Origin of the sequence: Pseudomonas sp. SWI44 (assembly GCF_002947915.1) — a bacterium.
Lineage (GTDB): Bacteria > Pseudomonadota > Gammaproteobacteria > Pseudomonadales > Pseudomonadaceae > Aquipseudomonas > Aquipseudomonas taiwanensis.
The window spans coordinates 1,709,210-1,735,191 of record NZ_CP026674.1 but is presented as its reverse complement, the minus strand read 5'-3'; the positions used below and the strand labels follow the sequence as shown (position 1 = coordinate 1,735,191).

Genomic DNA, 25,982 nt, shown 5'->3' with positions numbered 1-25,982 from the left:
ACAATACGGGCCCTGTCTTTTGCACAGAACCTGTTTTCGGCACGCTGCGAAGCGCCGCCACCCAGCCTTGGAAGTGACGCCTGGATGACTACCCATATTCAACGCTCCGCCCTGCTGCCGTATCCCGCCCAGGCGCTGTACGATCTGGTCAACGACGTAGCCAGCTACCCGAAGTTCCTGCCCTGGTGCTCGGCATCGACCGTGATCGAAGCCAGCGATACGCACATGCGCGCGAAGCTGGAAGTGGCCAAGGGTGGCATGAGCCAGCAGTTTGTAACGAGCAATGTGCTGGTGCCAGGCCAGTCCATCGAGATGAATCTCGAAGAAGGGCCGTTCACCCAGTTGCATGGTGTATGGGTGTTCAAGCCGCTGGGTGAAAAGGCCTGCAAGATCAGCCTGGACCTGTCCTTCGACTATGCCGGGCCTATCGTGCGGGCAACCCTGGGGCCGTTGTTCAACCAGGCGGCGAATACCCTGGTAGATGCGTTCTGCCAGCGCGCCAAGCAGCTCAATGGTTGAGCGCTCGCTGAAAATCGAAGTGGTCTACGCCACGCCCGAGCGCCAGTGGTTGCTTGCCTGCGAAGTGCCCCGTGGTACGACCGTACGCGAGGCGTTGCGTATTTCGGGGATTGCGGGGCAGGTGGCCGGTCTGGATGTCGAAGGTTGCCCTGTGGGCATTTTCGGCAAGGTGGTCAGTGACCCGGCGGTGCGCCAGGTAGAGGAGGGCGATCGCCTGGAGATCTATCGGCCCCTGCTGGTCGACCCTCTGGAGGCGCGCAAGCAGCGCGCCGCCAAGGCCAGGGCCAAGCGCTAGTCGCCTGGGGTGCACAAAAAAGCCCGGATGCGATCCGGGCTTTTTGTTGTCCGCAATATTACTGCGGCGAGGTTTCCAGCGGTGCTGGGGTCGGGACCGGGGTGGTCTCGATGGTGTCGATTTCGCGCTGGATGGATTCTTCCACCGAACCGGGTTTGGCAGGTTTTTCTTCCGGCTGCGGCGTCGGTTGGCCTTCGCCGGCTGGGCTGACGGTGGTGTCGCCGCTGCCGCCGAGAATTTCCTGGTCCTTGCTCACGCCGGGCATGAAGTCGCCGGACAGGCTGACCAGTTGGTCGCTTTCGTTGAAGAAGACGCTCATGCGCTCCTGCTGGCGCTGCCCGCCACCAGGCTGCAGACTGTACAGGTAGTCCCAGCGGTTGGTGTTGAACGTGTCCTGAATCAGCGGGTTGCCCATGATAAACCTTACTTGCCGGCGGGTCATTCCGGGACGTAATTGGTCTATCATGTCTTGCGTAACGACATTGCCCTGCTGGATGTCGATTTTGTAAACCCCGGGAAACGAGCAACCGGCGAGTGCGAGCAGTCCCACAAAGGTGAGGCTGGTTAGCAAGAGCTTGGTGTTTTGCATCGGTGGGCGACTTCCACTATCTTGGCTGGACAACGTAAACCCCGATCATACCCGTATTAAGAGAAGCTGCGAAGCAGCATCGGCGAGAAAGCTGACCATGGTTGAAAATAGCGAATTGCGCAAAGCCGGTCTCAAGGTGACCCTGCCTCGAGTCAAGATCCTTCAAATGCTGGACTCGACCGAGCAGCGTCACATGAGTGCCGAGGATGTCTACAAGGCGCTGATGGAGGCGGGCGAGGACGTCGGTCTGGCTACTGTTTATCGCGTACTGACCCAGTTCGAAGCAGCGGGTCTGGTGGTTCGCCACAACTTCGACGGCGGTCATGCAGTGTTCGAGCTGGCGGACGGCGGTCACCACGACCATATGGTCAACGTGGACACCAGCGAAGTCATCGAATTCATGGATGCCGAGATCGAAAAACGTCAGAAAGAGATCGTCGCCGAGCATGGCTACGAGCTCGTGGACCACAATCTGGTCCTGTATGTACGTAAGAAGAAGTAACGATTTTTATCGTTGTTCATGACAAAGGCGACCTCAGGGTCGCCTTTGTACTTTAGGGCTCGGGTGATTCATGTCTGCCCAATCGCCAGCGCGCCGGCTCGGACACGGCTCCGGTGGGCCCGAAGATTTCAAGCCTTCCCGCTGACCACCATCTTGCGCGCATGCGCCAGGGATTCCTTGGTCAAGTCGATACCGCCGAGCATCCGCGCCACTTCCTCGACCCGCTCGCGCTTGGCCAGGCTGGTCACTGCGGTGTGAGTGGTGTCGCTGTTGCGCACCTTGTGCACGAACAAATGGTGATGCCCTTGTGCGGCGACTTGCGGTAGGTGGGTCACGGTCAGGACCTGGCCGCGTTCACCCAATCGGCGCAGCAACTGGCCGACGATTTCGGCGGTGGGGCCGCCGATGCCGACGTCGACTTCGTCGAACACCAGCGTCGGGATGCGGGAGGTTTGAGCAGTGATCACCTGGATCGCCAGGCTGATGCGTGACAGTTCACCGCCCGAGGCCACCTTGGCCAGGCCCTTGAGGGGTTGCCCAGGGTTGGCGCTGACCAGCAGTTCGATCTGCTCAAGGCCATGGGGCGACAGTTCCTGGCCGTCGTTTGGTGTCAGTTCGATGCAGAAACGCCCACCGGGCATGCCCAGGCGCTGGATCTCCTGCTCGACGGCAGTTGCCAGCTGGCTGGCGGCCTGCCGACGCAGTGCGCTCAGTTCGCTGGCCTTCTCTTTATAGTGGTGGGCGTAGGCGGTCAGCTCATCGCCCAGGCGTTCGATGGATTCGTCACTGGCATTGAGCCCTTCCAGCTCTTCCATCAGCTGTTGTTGCAGGTGCGGTAGCTCGGTCGGGTGCACGCGGTGCTTGCGTGCCAGGGTGTAGAGGGTGTCGAGGCGTTCTTCCAGGGCTTGCAGGCGCATGGGGTCGGCATCGAAGTTGTCCAAGAAGCGGTTGAGTTCGCCCACGGCCTCTTCGACCTGGATCTGCGCGCTGGCGATCAGGTTGGCGGCCTCTGCCAGTGCCTTGGGGGCATGGTTGGCGGCGCCCAGCCGGTTGAGGCTGGAGGTGAGGGCGCTCAGCACATTGCCCGAGTCGCTCTCGCTGCACTGGTCGATGACCTGGCGGCAAATGCCGAACAGCGCCTCGGCACTGGTCAGGTTCTTGTGTTCCTGTTCGAGTTGTTCGAGTTCGTTTTCGCCCAGGCCCAGGTTGTCGAGTTCTTCCAGTTGATAGCTGAGCAGCTGATGGCGAGCGCGTTGCTCGTCGCTCGAGTTGGTCAGGCGCTCCAGTTCGAGGCGGGTCTGGTTCCAGCGTTTGGCGGCCAATTGCACCTGGCGCGCCAGGTCGATGGCACCGGCATATTCGTCCAGCAGGCGGCGATGGGTGTCGGTCTTGAGCAGCGACTGGTGTTCGTGCTGGCTGTGAATGTCGATCAGCAGTTCGCCCAGCGCCTTCAGGTCGCCCAGCGGGCAGGGTGTGCCGTTGATGTAGCCGCGGCTCCGGCCCTCGGCGGTGATGACCCGGCGCAGGATGCACGGCCCGTCGATGTCCAGGTCGCGTTCGGCCAACCAGGCACGTGCCTCGGGGATGTCCACCAGGTCGAAGGTGGCGAGGATGTCCGCCTTGTCTGCGCCGGGACGCACAACGCCGCTGTCGGCACGGTCACCCAAGGTGAGGCCGAGGGCGTCGAGCATGATCGACTTGCCTGCGCCGGTCTCACCGGTGATGACGGACATGCCACGGGCCAGTTCGAGGTCGAGGTGCTCGACGATGGCGTAGTTGTGAATGGACAGGTGCACCAGCATGAGGGCGGCTCCCGAAGCGGTTGGTCTGGTTATTTATACAGTAGTTTTTTCGAGGCTGACAATGCCCGTTGGCAGATTCTTGCGTTGCCTGAAAACCACATTGCCCCTTGAAGCCTGTTTTTCCGGCCCCATATAGCCGACAAACAAGGCGAGCCAGGCTCGCAGACCAGAAATTTGCGGAGGAGAACACCCATGGCTGACGAACAGCTGGATGAAAACACCCTTAATACCGAAGAGGCTGGTGCGACGTCCGTCGATGCCCGCGTCCAGGAGCTAGAGGAGCAGCTGGCCGCCGCCAAGGATCAGTCCCTGCGCACCGCCGCCGAACTGCAGAACATTCGCCGTCGTGCCGAGCAGGACGTCGAGAAGGCGCACAAGTTCGCCCTTGAGAAATTCGCCGGCGACCTGCTGCCGGTCATCGACAGCCTGGAACTCGCCCTGACGCACTCCAGTGCCGAAGACGAGCACGTCAAGCTGATTCGCGAAGGCGTCGAGCTGACCCTGAAGATGTTCCAGGACACCCTCAAGCGCTACAACCTCGAAGCCATCGACCCGCACGGCCAGCCGTTCAATGCCGAGCACCATCAGGCGATGGCCATGCAGGAAAGCGCCACTGTCGAGCCCAACAGCGTGCTGAACGTGTTCCAGAAGGGCTACCTGCTCAATGGCCGCCTGCTGCGCCCCGCCATGGTGGTGGTCAGCAAGGCGCCAGCAGCGCCACAACCTTCTATCGATGAAAAGGCTTGAAATCCGTCAGGGCATCCCCATCTAGGTGTCAAGCCTTCAAGTATTACCGCAGTTGGCTGAATGAAGTCGCTGCTACCAAATTCAAGTTTCGGGAGATTCAACATGGGTAAAATCATCGGTATCGACCTGGGGACCACCAACTCGTGCGTCTCCATCCTGGAAAACGGTAACGTCAAAGTCATCGAGAACGCCGAGGGCGCGCGTACTACCCCTTCGATCGTGGCTTACGCCAACGATGGCGAAATCCTGGTTGGCCAGTCGGCCAAGCGCCAGGCCGTCACCAACCCGCACAACACCCTGTTCGCCGTGAAGCGTCTGATTGGTCGTCGCTTCGAAGAAGACGTCGTGCAGAAAGACATCAAGCTGGTGCCGTACAAGATCGTCAAAGCCAACAATGGTGACGCTTGGGTCGAGGCCGGCGGCAAGGAAATGGCTCCGCCGCAAATCAGCGCCGAAGTCCTGAAGAAAATGAAGAAGACCGCCGAAGACTACCTCGGCGAGCCGGTCACCGAAGCGGTCATCACCGTTCCGGCCTACTTCAACGACAGCCAGCGTCAGGCCACCAAGGACGCCGGTCGTATCGCGGGTCTGGACGTAAAACGCATCATCAACGAACCGACCGCTGCTGCCCTGGCCTACGGCATGGACAAAGCGAAGGGCGACCACACCGTGATCGTCTATGACCTCGGTGGTGGTACCTTCGACGTTTCCGTGATCGAGATCGCTGAAGTCGACGGCGAGCACCAGTTCGAAGTACTGGCCACCAACGGTGACACCTTCCTCGGTGGTGAAGACTTCGACATGCGCCTGATCGACTACCTCGTCGACGAATTCAAGAAAGAATCGGGCATGGATCTGAAGAACGATCCGCTGGCCCTGCAACGTCTGAAAGAAGCGGCTGAAAAGGCCAAGATCGAGCTGTCCTCGTCTCAGTCGACCGACGTCAACCTGCCGTACATCACTGCGGACGCTACCGGTCCTAAGCACCTGAACGTGAAGATTTCCCGCGCCAAGCTGGAGTCGCTGGTCGAAGACCTGGTCAACCGTACCATCGAGCCTTGCCGCATCGCGCTGAAAGACGCGGGTATCGACGCAAGCAAGATCGACGACGTGATCCTGGTCGGTGGCCAGACCCGTATGCCGATGGTGCAGAAAGCCGTTGCCGACTTCTTCGGTAAAGAAGCACGTAAGGACGTCAACCCGGACGAAGCCGTTGCCATGGGCGCAGCCATTCAAGGCGCGGTACTGGCCGGTGACGTGAAGGACGTACTGCTGCTGGACGTCAGCCCGCTGACCCTGGGTATCGAAACCATGGGCGGCGTGATGACTCCGCTGATCGAGAAGAACACCACCATCCCGACCAAGAAGTCGCAGGTGTTCTCGACTGCCGATGACAACCAGGGCGCCGTGACCATCCACGTTCTGCAGGGTGAGCGTAAGCAGGCCGCTCAGAACAAGTCGCTGGGCAAGTTCGACCTGGCCGACATTCCGCCGGCCCCACGCGGTGTGCCGCAGATCGAAGTGACCTTCGACATCGACGCCAACGGCATCCTGCACGTCAGCGCCAAAGACAAGGCCACCGGCAAGTCGCAGTCGATCGTGATCAAGGCCAACTCCGGTCTGTCGGACGAAGAAATCGAGCGCATGGTGCGTGACGCCGAGGCCAACGCCGAGGAAGACCGCAAGTTCGAAGAGCTGGCCGCTGCCCGTAACCAGGGTGACGCGCTGGTTCACTCGACTCGCAAGATGGTCGCTGACGCCGGTGACAAGGTTACCGCCGAAGAAAAAACCGCCATCGAAGCTGCGGTCGTTGCCCTGGAAGCCGCCGTCAAAGGCGACGACAAGGCTGCCATCGATGCCAAGGTCGAGGAGCTGTCGAAAGTCTCCGCGCCAGTGGCTCAGAAGATGTACGCCGAACAGGCTCAGCAGCCGCAGGGCGGTGCCCAGCAGGCTGAGCCGGAAGCCAAGCACGATGACGTGGTTGACGCCGAGTTCGAAGAAGTGAAAGACAACAACAAGCAGTAATCCCTGCATGTTGTCGGCCAGTGAGCGTCATTTGACGATGAACTGGTAGGATGTCGCCGCGCGGGGGCTTGCTCCCGCGTTGGTGTGTCTGGAATACGAGAATTTTTACAGCATCTGTCAGGGCGCTTTGGGCGTGTAGCGGCAGGTGCTGACGGCATGGAGCATGCCGAACGCCCTCAAGAGTGCAAATGACCTATGGCAAAGCGTGATTATTATGAGGTCCTGGGTGTCGAGCGTGGCGCCAGCGAAGGTGACCTCAAGAAGGCTTATCGCCGCCTGGCGATGAAGTACCACCCCGACCGCAACCCGGATGACAAGGCGTCGGAAGAGCAATTCAAGGAGGTCAGCGAGGCCTATGAAGTGCTGTCCGACGCGAACAAGCGTGCATCCTACGACCAGTATGGTCATGCCGCTTTCGACGCTGGCATGGGGGGCGGTGGCGGCGCTGGTTTCGGTGGTGCCAACTTCTCTGACATCTTCGGTGATGTCTTCAGTGATTTCTTCGGCGGCGGACGCGGTGGTGCTCGTGGCGGCGCGCAGCGCGGCAGCGACCTGCGATACACCCTGGAGCTGAATCTGGAAGAGGCTGTGCGCGGTACCACGGTCAATATCCGGGTGCCTACGCTGGTCAACTGCAAACCCTGCGACGGTTCGGGTGCGAAGAAGGGGTCGACCCCATCCACCTGCCCGACCTGCGGCGGTGCTGGCCAGGTACGCATGCAGCAGGGCTTCTTCGCCGTGCAGCAAACCTGCCCCCGTTGCCATGGGCAAGGCAAGATCATCACCGACCCTTGCACCTCTTGCCATGGCGAAGGCCGTGTCGAGGAATACAAGACCCTTTCGGTCAAGGTGCCGGCGGGCGTCGATACCGGCGACCGCATCCGCCTGTCCGGTGAGGGCGAGGCCGGTACCCATGGTGGCCCGACCGGCGACCTGTACGTGGTCATCAATGTGCGTGAGCACGCGATCTTCCAGCGTGATGGCAAGCATCTGTACTGCGAAGTGCCGATCAGCTACACCGATGCGGCCCTGGGCGGCGAGCTGGAAGTGCCGACCCTCGATGGTCGGGTCAAGTTGAAGATCCCCGAAGGCACCCAGACCGGCAAGCAGTTCCGCCTGCGTGGCAAGGGCGTGGCGCCGGTGCGTGGGGGTGCGGCGGGCGACCTGCTGTGCCGTGTCGCGGTGGAAACGCCGGTCAACCTCAGCCGCCGTCAGCGCGAGCTGCTTGAAGAACTGCGCGATTCGCTCGATGGCGACAGCTCTCATTCGCCCAAGGCCAGTGGCTGGTTCGAGGGTGTGAAGCGCTTCTTCGGCGATCTCTGACAAGGAACAGACGTATGCGACGTATTGCAGTGATGGGCGCGGCGGGGCGGATGGGCAAGACCCTCGTCGAGGCCGTGCAGCAACAGGCGCCTCAGGCAGGCCTGACGGCGGCGATCGATCGCCCCGACAGTTCCCTGGTGGGGGCGGATGCGGGTGAGTTGGCGGCCCTGGGCCGTATTGGCGTGCCGATTTCCGATGACCTGGCCAAGGTCGCCGACGAGTTCGATGTGCTGATCGACTTCACCCATCCCTCGGTCACCCTGAAGAACCTGGCGTTCTGCCGCAAGGCAGGCAAGGCCATGGTCATCGGTACCACTGGCTTTACCCCGGAAGAAAAGCAGCAACTGGTCGAGGCGGGCAAGGAGATTCCGATCGTCTTCGCCGCCAACTTCAGCGTTGGCGTCAACCTGTGCCTCAAGCTGCTGGATACCGCAGCGCGGGTATTGGGCGACGATGTGGATATCGAGATCATCGAGGCGCACCACCGACACAAAGTCGATGCACCTTCGGGTACCGCCCTGCGCATGGGTGAGGTGGTTGCCCAGGCGTTGGGGCGCGATCTGCAGGAAGTGGCCGTTTACGGTCGCGAAGGCCAGACTGGCGCGCGCGATCGTCAGACCATCGGTTTCGCTACTGTGCGTGCCGGTGACGTAGTCGGTGACCACACCGTGCTGTTCGCCGCCGAAGGCGAGCGCGTGGAGATCACCCACAAGGCGTCCAGCCGCATGACCTTTGCCAAGGGTGCCGTGCGTGCGGCGCTGTGGCTGGATGGGCGTGAGCCGGGCCTGTACGACATGCAGGATGTGCTCGAGCTGCGTTAAGCAGGTCGAGCGGCGGTGGCTTCATCGCGGTAAGCCTGCTCCCGCTCCCGCATGGAATGGCGTTGCTCCGAGGTTTGGCGCGGTGTCTGTAGGAGCGGGTTTACCCGCGAAGGGGTTTTCAGGGATGTCAGTCTGTCGCAATCATGTGTTTTAGAGACACATATGCGGTAGACCTAAAACGCACTTTTCTGTAAGCTACAGCTTTAGTGTGTCCACTAAAAGCGCGCAGCGAATTGAATTCAGCACATGAAAGCGGGGTGACGTGTCCATACGTCACTCCGCTTTTTTGCAACCTGCGATCGCCCTTTCATGCTTGATTAACGGGAGGTCTTCTTGACAAAGCCAGCCATACTCGCCCTTGCCGATGGCAGTATTTTCCGCGGTGAAGCCATCGGAGCCGACGGTCAGACCGTTGGTGAGGTGGTGTTCAACACTGCTATGACCGGCTACCAGGAAATCCTTACTGATCCTTCCTACGCGCAGCAAATCGTTACCCTGACCTACCCGCACATCGGTAATACCGGCACCACCCCGGAAGATGCCGAGTCGAACCGCGTCTGGTCCGCTGGCCTGGTCATCCGTGACCTGCCGCTGCTGGCCAGCAACTGGCGTAACACCCAGTCGCTGCCTGAGTACCTGAAGGCCAACAACGTCGTCGCCATCGCCGGTATCGACACCCGTCGCCTGACCCGCATCCTGCGTGAGAAGGGCGCCCAGAACGGTTGCATCCTGGCCGGTGACAACATAAGCGAAGAAGCCGCCATCGCCGCTGCCCGCGCCTTCCCGGGCCTCAAGGGCATGGACCTGGCCAAGGTCGTTTCCACCAAAGAGCGCTACGAGTGGCGTTCCAGCGTGTGGGAGCTGAAAACCGACAGCCACCCGACCATTGACGCTGCCGACCTGCCTTACCACGTGGTGGCCTTCGACTACGGCGTCAAGCTGAACATCCTGCGCATGCTGGTCGCCCGCGGCTGCCGCGTGACCGTGGTGCCTGCCCAGACCCCGGCGAGCGAAGTCCTGGCAATGAATCCAGATGGCGTGTTCCTGTCCAACGGCCCTGGTGACCCCGAGCCTTGCGACTACGCGATCCAGGCGATCAAGGAAATCCTGGAAACCGAGATCCCGGTCTTCGGTATCTGCCTCGGCCACCAGCTGCTGGCCCTGGCCTCCGGCGCCAAGACCGTCAAGATGGGTCATGGCCACCACGGTGCCAACCACCCGGTCCAGGACCTGGACACCGGCGTGGTGATGATCACCAGCCAGAACCACGGTTTCGCCGTCGACGAAGCCACCCTGCCGGGCAATGTCCGCGCCATCCACAAGTCGCTGTTCGACGGCACCCTGCAGGGTATCGAGCGCACCGACAAGAGCGCGTTCAGCTTCCAGGGCCACCCTGAAGCGAGCCCAGGCCCGACCGACGTCGCGCCACTGTTCGATCGTTTCATCGATGCCATGGCCAAGCGCCGCTGAGCATCCTGCTTCAAGGCCCCGGGCCGGCTCGTGCCGCGCCCGGAAGCGCCTGACCCAGATTGTTCAAGACGGCTTGCCGACTGACCCGCGGATTTGAGTGACAACCCAATGCCAAAACGTACAGACATTAAAAGCATCCTGATTCTCGGCGCTGGCCCGATCGTGATCGGCCAGGCCTGCGAATTCGACTATTCCGGCGCCCAGGCCTGCAAGGCCCTGCGCGAGGAAGGTTTCCGCGTCATCCTGGTGAACTCCAACCCAGCCACCATCATGACCGACCCGGCCATGGCCGATGCCACCTACATCGAGCCGATCAAGTGGCAATCGGTGGCCAAGATCATCGAGAAAGAGCGTCCGGATGCCCTGCTGCCGACCATGGGCGGTCAGACCGCACTGAACTGCGCCCTGGACCTGGAGCGCCACGGCGTTCTGGAGAAATTCGGCGTAGAGATGATCGGTGCCAACGCCGACACCATCGACAAGGCCGAAGACCGTTCGCGCTTCGACAAGGCGATGAAAGCCATTGGCCTGGAGTGCCCGCGTTCCGGTATCGCCCACAGCATGGAAGAGGCCAACGCCGTTCTCGAGCGCCTGGGCTTCCCGTGCATCATCCGTCCGTCGTTCACCATGGGTGGCACCGGTGGCGGTATCGCCTACAACCGTGAAGAGTTCGAAGAAATCTGCGCCCGTGGTCTGGACCTGTCGCCGACCAAGGAGCTGCTGATCGACGAATCGCTGATCGGCTGGAAGGAATACGAGATGGAGGTGGTCCGTGACAAGAAGGACAACTGCATCATCGTCTGCTCCATCGAAAACTTCGACCCGATGGGTGTGCACACCGGTGACTCCATCACTGTCGCTCCGGCGCAAACGCTGACCGACAAGGAATACCAGATCATGCGTAACGCCTCGCTGGCGGTACTGCGTGAAATCGGCGTCGAAACCGGCGGTTCCAACGTTCAGTTCGGTATCTGCCCGAACACCGGCCGCATGGTCGTGATCGAGATGAACCCGCGTGTATCGCGCTCCTCGGCCCTGGCCTCGAAGGCTACCGGCTTCCCGATCGCCAAGATCGCCGCCAAGCTGGCCGTGGGTTACACCCTCGACGAGCTGCAGAACGACATCACCGGCGGCCGCACTCCGGCTTCCTTCGAGCCGTCGATCGACTACGTCGTCACCAAGCTGCCGCGCTTCGCCTTCGAGAAATTCCCGAAAGCCGACGCCCGCCTGACCACCCAGATGAAGTCGGTCGGTGAAGTCATGGCCATCGGCCGTACCTTCCAGGAATCCCTGCAGAAAGCCCTGCGCGGCCTGGAAGTCGGTGCCTGCGGTCTGGACCCGAAAGTCGACCTGGCCAGCCCGGATGCCAACAGCATCCTCAAGCGCGAGCTGACCGTACCGGGCGCCGAGCGTATCTGGTACGTGGCCGACGCCATGCGTGCTGGCATGACGTGCGAAGAAATCTTCAAGCTGACCGGCATCGACATGTGGTTCCTGGTGCAGATGGAAGATCTCATCAAGGAAGAAGAGAAGGTCAAGACCCTGGCCCTGTCGGCCATCGACAAGGACTACATGCTGCGCCTCAAGCGCAAGGGCTTCTCTGACCAGCGTCTGGCCAAGCTGCTCGGCATCACCGACAAGAACCTGCGTCGTCACCGCCACAAGCTGGAAGTGTTCCCGGTCTACAAGCGCGTCGACACCTGCGCCGCCGAGTTCGCCACCGATACCGCCTACCTGTACTCGACCTACGAGGAAGAGTGCGAGGCCAATCCGTCGACCCGCGACAAGATCATGATCCTGGGTGGCGGCCCGAACCGTATCGGTCAAGGTATCGAGTTCGACTACTGCTGCGTACACGCTGCCCTGGCGCTGCGTGATGACGGTTACGAGACCATCATGGTCAACTGCAACCCGGAAACCGTTTCCACCGACTACGACACCTCGGACCGTCTGTACTTCGAGCCGCTGACCCTGGAAGACGTGCTGGAAGTCTGCCGCGTCGAGAAACCCAAGGGCGTCATCGTCCACTACGGTGGCCAGACCCCGCTGAAGCTGGCTCGCGCCCTTGAAGAAGCTGGCGTGCCGATCATCGGTACCAGCCCGGACGCGATCGACCGCGCCGAAGACCGTGAGCGTTTCCAGCAGATGGTTCAGCGCCTGAACCTGCGCCAGCCGCCAAACGCCACCGTGCGCAGCGAAGACGAAGCCATCCGTGCCGCTGGCGACATCGGCTACCCGCTGGTCGTGCGTCCGTCGTACGTACTGGGCGGTCGCGCCATGGAGATCGTCTACGAACTGGACGAGCTCAAGCGCTACCTGCGTGAAGCGGTCCAGGTCTCCAACGACAGCCCGGTGCTGCTCGACCACTTCCTCAACTGCGCCATCGAAATGGACGTGGATGCGGTGTGCGACGGCACCGACGTGGTGATCGGCGCGATCATGCAGCACATCGAACAGGCCGGTGTTCACTCCGGTGACTCGGCGTGCTCGCTGCCACCTTACTCGTTGAGCAAGGAAGTCCAGGACGAAGTCCGTGACCAGGTGCGCAAGATGGCCCTGGAACTGGGTGTCGTCGGCCTGATGAACGTGCAGCTGGCCCTGCAGGGCGACAAGATCTACGTGATCGAAGTCAACCCGCGTGCGTCGCGTACCGTTCCGTTCGTTTCCAAGTGCATCGGTACTTCCCTGGCGATGATCGCGGCGCGCGTCATGGCGGGTAAAACGCTCAAAGAGCTGGGCTTCACCCAGGAAATCATCCCGAACTTCTACAGCGTCAAGGAAGCCGTCTTCCCGTTCGCCAAGTTCCCAGGTGTTGACCCGATCCTCGGCCCTGAGATGAAATCTACCGGTGAAGTGATGGGTGTCGGCGACAGCTTCGGTGAAGCCTTCGCCAAGGCCCAGATGGGCGCCAGCGAAGTGCTGCCGACCGGCGGTACTGCGTTCATCAGCGTGCGTGACGACGACAAGCCACAAGTGGCTGGCGTTGCCCGCGACCTGATCGCCCTGGGCTTTGAAGTGGTTGCAACTGCCGGTACCGCCAAGGTGATCGAGGCGGCTGGCCTGAAAGTGCGCCGTGTGAACAAAGTGACCGAAGGTCGCCCGCATGTGGTCGACATGATCAAGAACGACGAAGTGTCGCTGATCATCAACACCACCGAAGGCCGCCAGTCGATCGCCGATTCCTACTCGATTCGTCGCAATGCGCTGCAGCACAAGATCTACTGCACGACCACCATTGCGGCAGGTGAAGCCATCTGCGAAGCGCTGAAATTCGGCCCTGAGAAGACCGTTCGCCGCTTGCAGGATCTGCATGCAGGACTTAAAGCATGAGCATTACCAAGTACCCGATGACCGTCCAGGGCGCTCGCGCCCTGGAAGAGGAACTGACCTTCCTGAGCAAGACCGAGCGCCCGCGCCTGAGCCAGGCGATCGGTGAAGCGCGTGAGCTGGGCGACCTCAAGGAAAACGCCGAGTACCATGCTGCCCGCGAAGAGCAGGGCATGGTCGAGGCGCGTATCCGTGACATCGAAGGCCGTCTGCAGAACTCGGTGGTGATCGATGTCACCACCATCGCGCACACCGGCAAGGTGATCTTCGGTACCACCGTGGACCTGGAGAACACCGAGACCGGCGATCAGGTGACCTACCAGATCGTGGGCGAGGACGAAGCCGACGTGAAGAAAGGCAAGCTGTCGAACAGTGCGCCGATCGCCCGTGCCATCATCGGCAAGGAAGAAGGTGACACCGTTGTCGTCAAGACGCCAAACGGTACGGTCGAGTACGAGATTGTCGAAGTCAAGCACATCTGACCGGCGCCTTCGGGCGCCCTCCCTCGAGGGAATCCTCTGGCAGCTGGCCCAGGTCTTCTGGGTTGGCGGCCTCTGGGTGTTCCATGTGGGTTTGGTGCCTGCGCTCAAGGTCAGTGGCCTGGCGCCATTGCTGGTGCAGGATATCGCTGGGCAGATTGACCGCTGGTTGATCGGCGTGGCGTTGCTTGGGCTGTTGACCCAGCTGGCGGTGCTGGCGAGGGTGGAGGGCCTGGCGGCCTGGTGGCGGCAGTTTCGCGGCCAGATGCTGTTGCTCGGCTTCGGTGCTTGCGTGGGGTACTACACCCTGCGCTATGGCATCTCGGTAGGCGAGCGCTGGCAGATGTTCTGTTTTCTGGTGCTGGGCTTCTCCGGTATCGTGCTGGTAGCCCAGCCTGTCCCGGTCAAGACGCGTTCACCGCGCCACTGACAGGGAAGGCGCCGAGGCCTCGACGCTGGCAAGCCGGCCCCCACAGGGTGAATACCTGCGGGGGCCTTTCCGTTACTTGTAACGGTGGATGTTGGACAGCTGCTTGTTCGGCTGCGGGTTCTTGCGGTAGATCAGCGCTTTCTTGCCGATGGTCTGCACCAGCTCCGCGCGGCCAGCCTTGCACAGCTCGGCGATGGCGGCGGCACGTTCTTCGCGATCTTCGGAGCGAATCTCGACCTTGATCAGTTCGTGGTCGGTGAGTGCACGTTCCAGTTCGGCGATGACGCCTTCGTTCAAGCCGTTGCCAGCCACGATCAAGACCGGCTTCAGGTCATGACCAATGGATTTGTACTGTTTCTTCTGCTCGTTATTGAGCGGCATAATCTGACCCTTTTCGTCTGATTCTGTAAAATTGACGGGCATTTTACCCGAGGGCCCGTGGCTCCGCCCAGTCAAACACGACGCATATCATCGAGGTGCCCCGTGGCGCAACGTTCCAAAAGCAGCCATAACTGGCTGAGAGAGCATTTCAACGATCCTTTCGTCAAGCAGGCGCAAAAGGATGGCTACCGCTCGCGCGCGAGCTACAAGCTGCTTGAGATCCAGGAAAAGGACCGACTGATCCGTCCTGGCATGAGCGTGATCGACCTGGGCGCCGCCCCGGGAGGCTGGTCGCAGGTGACCAGTCGTCTGATTGGTGGGCAGGGTCGCTTGATCGCATCCGACATCCTGGAAATGGACGCGATCCCCGACGTTACCTTCATTCAGGGCGACTTCACCCAGGATGAAGTCCTCGCCAGCATTCTGCAGGCAGTCGGCGATTCGCACGTGGACCTTGTGATTTCCGACATGGCCCCCAATATGAGTGGTACGCCTGCGGTGGACATGCCGCGCGCCATGTTCCTGTGTGAGCTGGCCCTCGATCTGGCCACCCGCGTCCTCAAGCCGGGCGGCGATTTCCTGATCAAGATTTTCCAGGGCGAAGGTTTTGACGTGTACCTCAAGGACGTGCGCAGCAAGTTCGACAAGGTACAGATGCGCAAGCCGTCGTCCTCGCGGGATCGCTCGCGTGAGCAATACCTGCTGGCCAGGGGCTTCAAAGGGGTGTGAAAAGGCGGGTTGGGGGGTGGTCGATAGTTATTTCCAATCGCCCGCCCCCTCAGGATCGTCCGAACTTCGTGTAGTCTAGGTTTCACAAAGGGTTACAGACGGTGCCTGCGGATGCGTAGGTAATGTAGTAAGTTAGGGCGACGAATATCATGCGAGGCACGGCTGCGTCGTGCGCCGGCCTCAGAGGGTAGCGAATTGAACGACATGGCAAAGAATCTGATCCTCTGGTTGATCATCGCGGCGGTCCTGGTGACGGTGATGAACAACTTCTCGAGCCCTAACGAGCCGCAGACCCTCAACTACTCCGACTTCATCCAGCAGGTAAAAGACGGGAAAGTCGAGCGTGTGACCGTCGATGGCTACATCATTACCGGCAAGCGTTCCGACGGCGACAACTTCAAGACCGTGCGTCCGGCCATTACCGACAATGGCCTGATCGGCGACCTGGTCGACAATCACGTCATCATCGAAGGCAAGCAGCCTGAGCAACAGAGCATCTGGACGCAGCTGCTGGTAGCCAGCTTCCCGATCCTGGTGATCATCGCCGTCTTCATGTTCTTCATGCGCCAGATGCAAGGCGGCGCGGGAGGCAAGGGCGGGCCGATGAGCTTCGGCAAGAGCAAGGCGCGCCTGTTGTCCGAAGACCAGGTCAAGACCACCCTGGCCGACGTCGCAGGTTGCGACGAAGCCAAGGAAGAGGTTGGCGAGCTGGTCGAGTTCCTGCGCGATCCGGGCAAGTTCCAGCGCCTGGGTGGCCGTATTCCGCGTGGCGTACTGATGGTAGGCCCGCCCGGTACCGGTAAGACCTTGCTGGCCAAGGCCATCGCCGGTGAAGCGAAAGTGCCGTTCTTCACCATTTCCGGTTCCGACTTCGTGGAAATGTTCGTGGGTGTCGGTGCCAGCCGCGTCCGTGACATGTTCGAGCAGGCCAAGAAGCACGCGCCTTGCATCATCTTCATCGACGAGATCGACGCCGTGGGTCGCCACCGTGGCGCGGGCATGGGCGGTGGTCACGACGAGCGCGAACAAACCCTCAACCAGTTGCTGGTCGAGATGGATGGCTTCGAAATGAACGATGGCATCATCGTCATCGCCGCCACCAACCGTCCGGACGTACTGGACCCTGCGCTGCTGCGTCCCGGCCGTTTCGACCGTCAGGTCGTGGTCGGCCTGCCGGATATCCGCGGCCGTGAACAGATTCTCAAGGTGCACATGCGCAAGGTGCCGGTCGGCGAGAACGTCAATCCGGCGGTCATCGCCCGTGGTACCCCTGGCTTCTCCGGTGCCGACCTGGCCAACCTGGTCAACGAGGCTTCGCTGTTCGCCGCACGCTCCAACAAGCGCCTGGTCGAAATGAAAGAGTTCGAACTGGCCAAGGACAAGATCATGATGGGCGCCGAGCGCAAGACCATGGTCATGTCCGAGAAGGAAAAACAGAACACTGCCTACCACGAGGCGGGTCATGCCATCGTCGGTCGTCTGGTGCCTGAGCATGACCCGGTCTACAAGGTGTCGATCATTCCTCGTGGCCGCGCCCTGGGTGTGACCATGTTCCTGCCGGAAGAGGACCGCTACAGCCTGTCCAAGCGCGCGTTGATCAGCCAGATCTGCTCGCTGTACGGTGGCCGTATCGCCGAGGAAATGACCCTGGGCTTCGACGGTGTCACCACGGGTGCCTCCAACGACATCATGCGTGCCAGCCAGATCGCCCGGAACATGGTGACCAAGTGGGGCCTGTCCGAGAAGCTCGGCCCGCTGATGTACGCCGAAGAGGAGGGCGAGGTGTTCCTCGGCCGCAGCGCTGCCAGCCAGCACGCCAGTGTCTCCGGTGAAACCGCCAAGCTGATCGACTCGGAAGTGCGCAGCATCATCGACCAGTGCTATGCCACGGCCAAGCAACTGCTGACCGACAACCGCGACAAGCTCGATGCCATGGCCGAGGCGCTGATGAAGTACGAGACCATCGACGCCGAGCAGATCGACGATATCATGGCCGGCCGTCCACCCCGCGAACCGCGTGACTGGGACGACGACTCGGCTTCGGGCACCTCTGCAACCCAGGGTGATCGCCCAGAGTCGCCGATTGGCGGCCCAGCGGCACAACACTAAGGGCACTTATGAGCTCACAGCAGTACCCGACCCGGTTGCCTTGCGGCAACCGGGTTCTTGATTTGTCCCGTACCCATGTCATGGGTATTCTCAATGTCACCCCCGACTCCTTCTCCGACGGCGGGCGCTTCAATCAGCGCGACGAAGCGCTTCGGCATGCCGAGGCGATGGTCGCTGCAGGCGCCACGCTGATCGACATCGGTGGCGAGTCGACCCGGCCTGGCGCGCGGGCAGTATCGGTTACTGAAGAGCTCGAGCGCGTGGCGCCGATGGTCGAGGCGATCAACAGTCGCCTGGATGTGGTGATTTCCGTGGATACGTCCACCCCGGCCGTGATCCGCGAGTCGGCGCGCCTGGGGGCCGGCCTGATCAACGACGTGCGCGCGCTGGAGCGCGACGGTGCACTGGATGCCGCTGCCGATACCGGCCTGCCGGTCTGCCTCATGCACATGCGTGGCGAGCCGGGCAATATGCAGGATGATCCACATTACGACGATGTGACCGCCGACGTTGCGCGCTATCTTGAACAGCGGATGGCGGCCTGCGCAGCGGCCGGTATCGACGCTGACCGAATCATTCTTGATCCTGGCTTCGGTTTCGCCAAGACCCTGGCGCATAACCTGAGCCTGTTCAAACACATGGAAGCGCTCTACCGCTTGGGGCGCCCGCTTTTGGTGGGCGTTTCGCGCAAAAGCATGATCGGCTTGACCCTGGATCGCCCGGTGGGCGAGCGGTTGTACGGCAGTCTTGCGCTGGCGGCATTGGCGATGACCAAGGGTGCTAGCATCCTGCGCGTCCATGACGTGGCCGAGACCGTTGATGTCGTGCGCATGATCGCTGCGGTACAGAACGCCGAATAAGAACATTGGAGTCCCTATGAGCAGAAAATACTTTGGTACCGACGGCATTCGTGGCCGCGTCGGCGAATACCCGATCACACCGGATTTCATGCTGAAACTGGGTTGGGCTGCGGGCATGGCGTTCCGCAAGCAGGGCAATTGCCGAGTGCTGGTAGGCAAGGACACCCGTATCTCCGGGTACATGTTCGAATCGGCGCTCGAAGCCGGTCTTTCTGCCGCCGGTGCCGATGTCATGCTGCTCGGGCCGATGCCGACGCCGGCTATCGCCTACCTCACCCGGACTTTCCATGCCGAAGCGGGGATCGTCATCAGCGCCTCGCACAACCCGCATGACGACAATGGCATCAAGTTCTTCTCGGGCCAGGGCACCAAGCTGCCGGACGAAGTCGAGCTGATGATCGAGGAGTTGCTGGACCAGCCGATGACAGTGGTCGAGTCGAGCAAGCTGGGCAAGGTGTCCCGTATCAACGACGCCGCCGGTCGCTACATCGAGTTCTGCAAGAGCAGCGTGCCGAGCAGCACCAGTTTCGAAGGCCTCAAGCTGGTGGTCGACTGCGCCCATGGCGCTACCTACAAGGTTGCGCCCAGCGTGTTCCGTGAGTTGGGCGCTCAGGTGACCGTGCTGCATGCCCAGCCGGACGGCCTCAACATCAACGAGAATTGCGGATCCACGCACATCGAGTCGCTGCAGGCTGCCGTACTGGTCGGCCATGCCGACCTGGGCATCGCATTCGATGGCGATGGGGACCGTGTGCTGATGGTCGACCACACTGGCGCCATCGTCGACGGAGACGAATTGCTGTTCATCATCGCGCGCGACCTGCACGAGCGCGGCAAGCTGCAGGGTGGCGTAGTGGGTACCCTGATGAGCAACCTCGGCCTGGAGCTGGCGCTCAAGGACCTGGATATTCCGTTCGTGCGGGCCAAGGTCGGCGACCGCTATGTCATGGCGGAGTTGCTCGAGCGCGAGTGGCTGGTTGGCGGGGAAAACTCCGGGCACGTGGTTTGCTGCAACCACACCACCACTGGCGATGCGATCATTGCCGCGCTGCAGGTGCTGTTGTCGCTCAAGCGCCGTGGCGAGACCCTGGCGCAGGCCCGCCAGGCCGTTCGCAAATGCCCACAGGTGCTGATCAACGTGCGCTTTGGCGCAAGCAAGGTCGACCCGCTGGAGCATCCTGCGGTGAAGGAGGCCAGTGCCAAGGTCACCGAGGCGATGGCTGGGCGCGGACGGGTACTTTTGCGCAAGTCGGGTACCGAGCCGCTGGTGCGGGTCATGGTCGAAGGCGACGACGAAAACCAAGTGCGCAGCCACGCCGAAGCCTTGGCCAAGCTGGTCAGCGAAGTTTGTGCCTGAAATAGGCTTGCCAGCGCAGATCTGGTTGGGTAAGATCTGCGCCCACTTTGACCGACGAGGTAAAGCATGCGTCGCCCCATGGTAGCTGGTAACTGGAAGATGCACGGTACCCGCGCCAGCGTCGCTGAGCTGATCCAGGGCTTGGGCAATATGTCCTTGCCAGACGGTGTGGAAGTCGCGGTGTTTCCGCCGGCGCTGTTCATCAATCAAGTCATTGATGGGCTGCAAGGCAGGGGGATCATCGTAGGTGCACAGAATTCTGCGGTAAAACCCGAAGAGGGTGCGCTGACGGGTGAAATTGCACCCAGTCAGTTGGTTGAAGCAGGTTGCAAGTTGGTTCTGATTGGCCATTCCGAACGCCGCCAAATTATGGGTGAAACTGAGGAAGTGCTGAAAGATAAGTTTGCAGCTGCTCAACTTAGTGGTTTAATGCCGGTGCTTTGCGTAGGGGAAACTCTCGAAGAGCGCGAGGCGGGCAAGACGCTTGAAGTTGTCGGGCGTCAACTAAGCAGTATCATCGATGCATTCGGTGTTAAGGCTTTTGCCAATGCAGTAATTGCTTATGAGCCCGTATGGGCCATTGGCACAGGTTTGACGGCTTCGCCGCAACAAGCGCAGGATGTGCATGCAGCCATTCGCGCGCAGTTGGCGGCGGAAGACGCCGAAGTTGCCGCGAACGTGCAGCTTCTCTACGGCGGCAGCGTGAAGGCGGCCAATGCGGCTGAGCTGTTCGGCATGCCGGATATCGATGGGGGGCTCATTGGTGGAGCGTCCCTGAACGCAGACGAATTCGGTGCAATTTGTCGCGCCGCAGGAAACTGAACAAATGCTGGAAACAGTTATCGTTGTTTTTCATCTGTTGGCAGCGCTGTCACTCGTAGTGCTGGTTCTGTTGCAACAGGGTAAAGGTGCGGAAGCAGGTGCATCTTTCGGCGCAGGTGCCTCTAACACTGTGTTCGGAAGCCAAGGTTCTGCTACCTTCCTGAGTAAATTGACTGCTATACTCGCTGCCACTTTCTTTTTGACAGCACTTGGGTTAGGATACTTCGCCAAGCAACAAGCTCACCAGCTGAGCCAGGCGGGTCTCCCAGATCCAGCGGTACTGGAAGTGAAAGAGCAGAAGCCGGCAGTTAATGATGATGTACCGGTGCTCCAGGAGCAGAAGAGCGAAACCACCAACGCTGGTGACGTACCTCCTCCGGCTCAAGAGCAGAAGTAACGGGTTTCAAGTAGTAATATTGCCGAGGTGGTGGAATTGGTAGACACGCAACCTTGAGGTGGTTGTGCCCATAGGGTGTAGGGGTTCGAGTCCCCTTCTCGGTACCAATTAAAGCTTGAGAGCCCGCTTTAGCGGGCTTTCTTGCAGGTGGAGGTTAGATTGACCCTGTAGCGGGTTCAGTCTTATACTTTCGCCCCAGCTTTGTCGCGGGGTGGAGCAGCTTGGTAGCTCGTCGGGCTCATAACCCGAAGGTCGTTGGTTCAAATCCAGCCCCCGCAACCAGCTTCAGCGGAGCCCCTTTTCAGGGGCTTTTTGCTAGCCGAACAGTTATCGGCGTCGTTGTCCAACGGCGCTTTCAGGGATGGGCGCTTCGCCCATTTTTTATTTGCACAGCATGCACGAGGGGGTTCAGGTGTCGAGCAAGCTAGAACAGTTGCAGGCCTTGTTGGCCCCGGTGGTCGAGGGTCTGGGCTACCAATGCTGGGGGATCGAATACATCTCCCAGGGCAAACATTCGGTCCTGCGTATCTACATCGACAAGGAAGGCGGAATCCTGGTGGACGACTGCGAAGCGGTCAGCCGTCAGGCCAGTGCCATCCTGGATGTTGAAGATCCGATCAGCAGTGAATATACCCTCGAGGTGTCCTCTCCAGGCATGGATCGCCCGCTGTTCACTCTGGAACAGTTTGCTTCGCATGCCGGCGAACAAGTGAAGATCAAGCTGCGTACGCCCTTCGAGGGTCGTCGTAACTTCCAGGGCCTTCTCCGCGGTGTGGAGGAGCAGGATGTGGTGGTCCAGGTGGACAATCACGAGTTCCTGTTGCCGATCGACTCGATCGACAAGGCCAATATTATTCCCAGTTTTGACTGAGACGTGCCGGGCCCGGCGGACTGTCCGGACCCAATGGCTTGCGCAAGGCGAGGCGTACGATGAGCAAAGAAGTACTGCTGGTTGTTGAATCGGTATCCAACGAGAAAGGTGTACCGCCCGGCGTCATTTTCGAGGCGCTGGAAGTGGCCCTGGCCACTGCAACCAAAAAACGTTTTGAGGACGAAGTCGACCTGCGTGTGGAAATCAACCGCCACACCGGTAGCTACGAGACCTTCCGCCGCTGGACCGTGGTCGACGAGAACGACCTGGACGATCCGGCTATCGAAACCTGGCTGAGCAAGATCCAGGACACGCATCCGGATGCCAAGATCGGTGACGTGATCGAAGAGAAGATCGAGTCCATCGAGTTCGGTCGTATCGCCGCCCAGACCGCCAAGCAGGTCATCGTGCAGAAAGTGCGCGAGGCCGAGCGTGCCCAAGTGGTCGACGCCTACCGCGAGCGCGTTGGCGAGATCATCTCCGGTACCGTCAAGAAGGTTACCCGCGACAACGTCATCGTCGACCTGGGTAACAACGCCGAGGCCCTGTTGGCTCGCGAAGACATCATTCCCCGTGAGACCTTCCGTGTCGGCGTGCGCCTGCGTGCGCTGCTCAAGGAAATCCGCACCGAGAACCGCGGTCCGCAACTGATCCTGTCGCGCACTGCGCCACAGATGCTGATCGAGTTGTTCCGCATCGAGGTACCGGAAATCGCCGAAGGCCTCATTGAAGTCATGGCTGCATCCCGTGATCCGGGTTCGCGTGCCAAGATCGCCGTCCGCTCCAAGGACAAGCGCATCGACCCGCAAGGTGCCTGTATCGGCATGCGCGGTTCGCGTGTCCAGGCCGTATCCGGCGAGTTGGGTGGTGAGCGTGTGGATATCGTCCTGTGGGACGAGAACCCGGCGCAGTTCGTCATCAACGCCATGTCGCCGGCTGAAGTCGCGGCGATCATCGTTGATGAAGATGCCCATGCAATGGACATCGCAGTTGCCGAAGACAACCTGGCCCAGGCTATTGGCCGTGGCGGTCAGAACGTTCGCCTGGCCAGTCAGCTGACCGGTTGGACCCTGAACGTGATGACCGAAAAGGACATCCAGGCCAAGCAGCAGGCTGAGACCGGCGACATCCTGCGCAACTTCATTGAGGAACTGGAAGTCGACGAGGAGCTGGCACAAGTGCTGGTCGACGAAGGCTTCACCAGCCTTGAAGAAATTGCCTACGTACCGTTGGAAGAAATGCTCAACATCGATGGCTTTGACGAGGATATCGTCAATGAGCTCCGCGCTCGTGCCAAGGACCGTTTGTTGACCAAGGCCATCGCTACCGAAGAAAAACTGGCAGACGCCCATCCGGCTGAAGACCTGCTCTCCCTCGAGGGCATGGACAAGGACCTGGCGGCGGAACTGGCGGTGCGCGGCGTGGTTAACCGCGAAGACCTGGCCGAGCAGTCGATCGACGATCTGCTCGACATCGACGGCATCGACGAAGAGCGTGCCGGCAAGTTGATCATGGCCGCCCGAGCCCACTGGTTCGAGTAATTAGGCGCGGCCTGAGGAGAGAAGTGCATGACGCAAGTCACGGTGAAAGAACTGGCCCAAGAGGTCGAGGCACCGGTAGAGCGCCTGCTGCAGCAGATGCGTGAGGCAGGTCTGCCGCACACCGACGCCGGTCAGGTAGTGACCGATAACGAGAAGCAGGTTTTGCTGACCCATTTGAAGAGCAGCCACAAGAGCAAGGCGGAAGAGCCGCGCAAGATCACCTTGCAGCGCAAAACCACCAGCACCCTGCGTGTAGCCGGTAGCAAGAGCATCAGCGTAGAAGTACGCAAGAAGAAAGTATTCGTGCAGCGCAGCCCGGAAGAGATCCAGGCTGAGCAGAAGCGTGAACTGGAAGAGCGTCGTGCGGCCGAGAACGCCGTTCGCGAGAAGGCTGAAGCCGAGGCTCGCCAGCGCGCCGAGGAACAAGCCCGTCGCCAGGCCGCCGAAACCACTGCTACGGCCCCTGCGGCCAAGGCAGAGCCGGCGCCTGCCCCTGCAGCTGCTGCTCCGGTAGTGGCCGAGGCGCCAGCGTCCGAAGACGCTGCCGCACGCGCTGCCGAGCGCAAGAAGGACGAGACTCGTCGCAACGAAAGCCGCACTCGCGACGAAGACCGTCGTGGCGGCGAGCGTCGTGGCGAAGCCCCGCGCGTGTCGATCAAGGTCAAGGTCAAGGAGAAAGAAAAAGCTCCTACGCCTCGTGCCGCGCCACGCACCACCGATGAAGAAAGCGATGGTTTCCGTCGCGGTCGCGGTGGCAAGGGCAAGCCGAAGAAGCGTAACCAGCATGGCTTCCAGAACCCGACCGGCCCCGTCATTCGTGACGTGACCATCGGCGAGACCATCACGGTCTCCGAACTTGCCCAGCAGATGTCGGTGAAAGCCGCTGAAGTCGTCAAGTTCATGTTCAAGCTGGGTACCCCGGTCACCATCAACCAGGTGCTCGACCAGGAAACTGCTCAGCTGGTCGCTGAAGAACTGGGCCATAAGGTCACCCTGATCAGCGACACCGCCCTGGAAGACTCCCTGGCCGAATCGCTGAAGTTCGAAGGTGAGACCGAGCCTCGTGCACCGGTAGTGACCGTCATGGGTCACGTTGACCATGGTAAGACCTCGCTGCTCGACTACATCCGTCGTGCCAAGGTTGCTGCTGGCGAGGCCGGTGGTATTACCCAGCACATCGGTGCCTACCACGTGGAAACCGACCGCGGCATGGTCACCTTCCTCGATACCCCAGGCCACGCTGCGTTCACCGCCATGCGTGCCCGTGGTGCCAAGGCCACCGACATCGTCATCCTGGTGGTGGCGGCTGACGACGGCGTGATGCCGCAGACCCGTGAGGCCGTGCAGCATGCCAAGGCAGCTGGCGTTCCGCTGGTGGTCGCGGTGAACAAGATCGACAAGCCGGGTGCAGACCTCGATCGTATCCGCAACGAACTGGCCGTCGAAGGCGTAACCTCCGAGGACTGGGGTGGTGACACTCCGTTCGTCAAGGTTTCGGCGAAGATGGGTACCGGTGTCGACGAGCTCCTCGAGGCCGTCCTGCTGCAGGCCGAGATCCTCGAACTCACCGCCACTCCGACCGCACCAGGTCGTGGCGTCGTGGTCGAATCGCGCTTGGACAAGGGCCGCGGTCCAGTGGCTACCATCCTGGTTCAGGACGGTACCCTGCGTCAGGGCGACATGGTCCTGGTCGGCTCCAACTACGGCCGCGTGCGTGCCATGCTCGACGAAAACGGCAAGCCTGTGAAGGAAGCCGGTCCGTCGATTCCGGTCGAGATCCTCGGTCTGGATGGTACGCCGGAAGCCGGTGACGAGCTGTCCGTGGTTGCCGACGAGAAGAAAGCCCGCGAAGTTGCCCTGTTCCGTCAGGGCAAGTACCGCGAGGTCAAGCTGGCCCGTGCTCACGCCGGCAAGCTGGAAAACATCTTCGAGACCATGGGTCAGGAAGAGAAGAAGACCCTCAACATCGTCCTCAAGACCGACGTGCGTGGTTCTCTGGAGGCCCTGCAAGGCTCGCTCAGCGGCCTGGGCAACGACGAGGTTCAGGTTCGTGTCATCGGTGGCGGCGTCGGTGGTATCACCGAGAGCGACGCCAACCTGGCGCTGGCGTCCAACGCGGTGCTGTTCGGCTTCAACGTGCGTGCCGATGCTGGCGCCCGCAAGATCGTCGAGCAGGAAGGTCTGGATATGCGTTACTACAACGTGATCTATGACATCATCGAAGACGTCAAGAAGGCCCTGACCGGTATGCTCGGCAGCGATGTTCGCGAGAACATCCTGGGTGTCGCCGAGGTCCGTGACGTGTTCCGCTCGCCGAAGTTCGGCGCCATTGCCGGCTGTATGGTCATCGAGGGTACTGTGTACCGCAACCGTCCGATCCGCGTACTGCGCGAGGACGTGGTGATCTTCGAAGGCGAACTGGAATCGCTGCGTCGCTTCAAGGACGACGCCTCCGAAGTGCGTAGTGGCATGGAGTGCGGTATCGGCGTCAAGAGCTACAACGACGTCAAGGTCGGCGACAAGATCGAAGTCTTCGAGAAAGTCCAGGTGGCTCGTACCCTGTAAGGGGTGGGCATGGCGCAGGCC

At 61.0% G+C, this 25,982-nt stretch carries 23 protein-coding genes and 2 tRNA genes; 22 read left to right on the top strand and 3 right to left on the bottom strand.

Annotation, left to right across the window (positions count from 1 at the left end; translation table 11 throughout):
- Positions 1-84: 84 nt before the first annotated feature.
- Entirely contained in the window at positions 85-519 is a 435-nt protein-coding gene (locus tag C4Q26_RS08315; protein WP_023378606.1) for a type II toxin-antitoxin system RatA family toxin, read from the top strand.
- Complete coding sequence (locus C4Q26_RS08310) at positions 512-814, top strand: RnfH family protein (protein ID WP_023378607.1); 303 nt, start codon at positions 512-514, stop codon at positions 812-814. The genes C4Q26_RS08315 and C4Q26_RS08310 overlap by 8 nt, the downstream gene beginning before the upstream one ends.
- A 58-nt stretch (positions 815-872) precedes the next feature.
- On the opposite strand, the gene C4Q26_RS08305 is transcribed toward C4Q26_RS08310, so the two are convergent.
- Complete coding sequence (locus C4Q26_RS08305) at positions 873-1,403, bottom strand: outer membrane protein assembly factor BamE (protein ID WP_023378608.1); 531 nt, start codon at positions 1,401-1,403, stop codon at positions 873-875.
- 97 nt (positions 1,404-1,500) lie between these two features.
- Between C4Q26_RS08305 and fur the strand changes: the two genes are divergently transcribed.
- Positions 1,501-1,905: a ferric iron uptake transcriptional regulator gene (fur, locus tag C4Q26_RS08300; RefSeq protein ID WP_023378609.1), complete on the top strand. Its 405-nt coding sequence runs from the start codon at positions 1,501-1,503 to the stop codon at positions 1,903-1,905.
- A gap of 128 nt (positions 1,906-2,033) precedes the next feature.
- Here fur and recN read toward each other — a convergent pair whose 3' ends face one another.
- Positions 2,034-3,707: a DNA repair protein RecN gene (gene recN, locus C4Q26_RS08295; RefSeq protein WP_023378610.1), complete on the bottom strand. Its 1,674-nt coding sequence runs from the start codon at positions 3,705-3,707 to the stop codon at positions 2,034-2,036.
- 192 nt (positions 3,708-3,899) lie between these two features.
- Here recN and grpE point away from each other — a divergent pair, with 192 nt between their 5' ends.
- The 8 genes from grpE to C4Q26_RS08255 all read left to right on the top strand — a co-directional run bounded on the left by grpE (position 3,900) and on the right by C4Q26_RS08255 (position 14,329).
- On the top strand, positions 3,900-4,454 hold the full coding sequence (grpE, locus tag C4Q26_RS08290) for a nucleotide exchange factor GrpE (RefSeq protein WP_104882963.1): 555 nt from the start codon (positions 3,900-3,902) through the stop codon (positions 4,452-4,454).
- 102 nt (positions 4,455-4,556) lie between these two features.
- A complete protein-coding gene (gene dnaK, locus C4Q26_RS08285) occupies positions 4,557-6,479 on the top strand; it encodes a molecular chaperone DnaK (protein ID WP_023378612.1) in 1,923 nt (640 codons plus the stop codon).
- A 195-nt stretch (positions 6,480-6,674) separates the two neighbouring features.
- The gene (gene dnaJ, locus C4Q26_RS08280; protein WP_023378613.1) at positions 6,675-7,802 is read left to right on the top strand and encodes a molecular chaperone DnaJ; all 1,128 of its coding nucleotides are present in this window, start codon (positions 6,675-6,677) and stop codon (positions 7,800-7,802) included.
- Between the two features lie 14 nt (positions 7,803-7,816).
- Positions 7,817-8,623: a 4-hydroxy-tetrahydrodipicolinate reductase gene (gene dapB, locus C4Q26_RS08275; RefSeq protein WP_023378614.1), complete on the top strand. Its 807-nt coding sequence runs from the start codon at positions 7,817-7,819 to the stop codon at positions 8,621-8,623.
- Positions 8,624-8,956: 333 nt separating this feature from the next.
- On the top strand, positions 8,957-10,093 hold the full coding sequence (gene carA, locus C4Q26_RS08270) for a glutamine-hydrolyzing carbamoyl-phosphate synthase small subunit (protein ID WP_023378615.1): 1,137 nt from the start codon (positions 8,957-8,959) through the stop codon (positions 10,091-10,093).
- 108 nt (positions 10,094-10,201) lie between these two features.
- Positions 10,202-13,423, top strand: a complete 3,222-nt coding sequence (carB, locus tag C4Q26_RS08265) for a carbamoyl-phosphate synthase large subunit (protein WP_023378617.1) — start codon at positions 10,202-10,204, stop codon at positions 13,421-13,423.
- Entirely contained in the window at positions 13,420-13,902 is a 483-nt protein-coding gene (greA, locus tag C4Q26_RS08260; protein WP_023378618.1) for a transcription elongation factor GreA, read from the top strand. The genes carB and greA overlap by 4 nt, the downstream gene beginning before the upstream one ends.
- Entirely contained in the window at positions 13,880-14,329 is a 450-nt protein-coding gene (locus tag C4Q26_RS08255; protein ID WP_081669745.1) for an MFS transporter, read from the top strand. Before greA ends, C4Q26_RS08255 begins: the two co-directional genes overlap by 23 nt.
- 72 nt (positions 14,330-14,401) lie before the next feature.
- On the opposite strand, the gene yhbY is transcribed toward C4Q26_RS08255, so the two are convergent.
- Positions 14,402-14,710, bottom strand: a complete 309-nt coding sequence (yhbY, locus tag C4Q26_RS08250) for a ribosome assembly RNA-binding protein YhbY (RefSeq protein WP_023378620.1) — start codon at positions 14,708-14,710, stop codon at positions 14,402-14,404.
- Positions 14,711-14,812: 102 nt separating this feature from the next.
- On the opposite strand from yhbY, the gene rlmE reads away from it, so the two are divergent.
- The 11 genes from rlmE to infB all read left to right on the top strand — a co-directional run bounded on the left by rlmE (position 14,813) and on the right by infB (position 25,961).
- On the top strand, positions 14,813-15,439 hold the full coding sequence (gene rlmE, locus C4Q26_RS08245; protein WP_023378621.1) for a 23S rRNA (uridine(2552)-2'-O)-methyltransferase RlmE: 627 nt from the start codon (positions 14,813-14,815) through the stop codon (positions 15,437-15,439).
- A gap of 204 nt (positions 15,440-15,643) precedes the next feature.
- The gene (ftsH, locus tag C4Q26_RS08240) at positions 15,644-17,548 is read left to right on the top strand and encodes an ATP-dependent zinc metalloprotease FtsH (protein ID WP_023378622.1); all 1,905 of its coding nucleotides are present in this window, start codon (positions 15,644-15,646) and stop codon (positions 17,546-17,548) included.
- An 8-nt stretch (positions 17,549-17,556) separates the two neighbouring features.
- The gene (gene folP, locus C4Q26_RS08235; RefSeq protein ID WP_027908022.1) at positions 17,557-18,408 is read left to right on the top strand and encodes a dihydropteroate synthase; all 852 of its coding nucleotides are present in this window, start codon (positions 17,557-17,559) and stop codon (positions 18,406-18,408) included.
- A 16-nt stretch (positions 18,409-18,424) separates the two neighbouring features.
- Positions 18,425-19,765: a phosphoglucosamine mutase gene (gene glmM / locus C4Q26_RS08230; protein WP_023378624.1), complete on the top strand. Its 1,341-nt coding sequence runs from the start codon at positions 18,425-18,427 to the stop codon at positions 19,763-19,765.
- Between the two features lie 66 nt (positions 19,766-19,831).
- Complete coding sequence (gene tpiA / locus C4Q26_RS08225) at positions 19,832-20,587, top strand: triose-phosphate isomerase (protein ID WP_027908023.1); 756 nt, start codon at positions 19,832-19,834, stop codon at positions 20,585-20,587.
- 4 nt (positions 20,588-20,591) lie between these two features.
- Positions 20,592-20,984, top strand: a complete 393-nt coding sequence (gene secG, locus C4Q26_RS08220) for a preprotein translocase subunit SecG (RefSeq protein ID WP_023378626.1) — start codon at positions 20,592-20,594, stop codon at positions 20,982-20,984.
- A gap of 21 nt (positions 20,985-21,005) precedes the next feature.
- Positions 21,006-21,091 (top strand) — tRNA-Leu (locus C4Q26_RS08215).
- 98 nt (positions 21,092-21,189) lie between these two features.
- Positions 21,190-21,266 (top strand) — tRNA-Met (locus C4Q26_RS08210).
- Positions 21,267-21,396: 130 nt separating this feature from the next.
- Positions 21,397-21,855, top strand: a complete 459-nt coding sequence (rimP, locus tag C4Q26_RS08205; RefSeq protein ID WP_023378627.1) for a ribosome maturation factor RimP — start codon at positions 21,397-21,399, stop codon at positions 21,853-21,855.
- A 59-nt stretch (positions 21,856-21,914) separates the two neighbouring features.
- Positions 21,915-23,396, top strand: coding sequence for a transcription termination factor NusA (gene nusA / locus C4Q26_RS08200; protein WP_023378628.1), 1,482 nt, complete (start codon positions 21,915-21,917; stop codon positions 23,394-23,396).
- Positions 23,397-23,423: 27 nt separating this feature from the next.
- Positions 23,424-25,961: a translation initiation factor IF-2 gene (gene infB / locus C4Q26_RS08195; protein WP_023378629.1), complete on the top strand. Its 2,538-nt coding sequence runs from the start codon at positions 23,424-23,426 to the stop codon at positions 25,959-25,961.
- Positions 25,962-25,982: the final 21 nt, after the last annotated feature.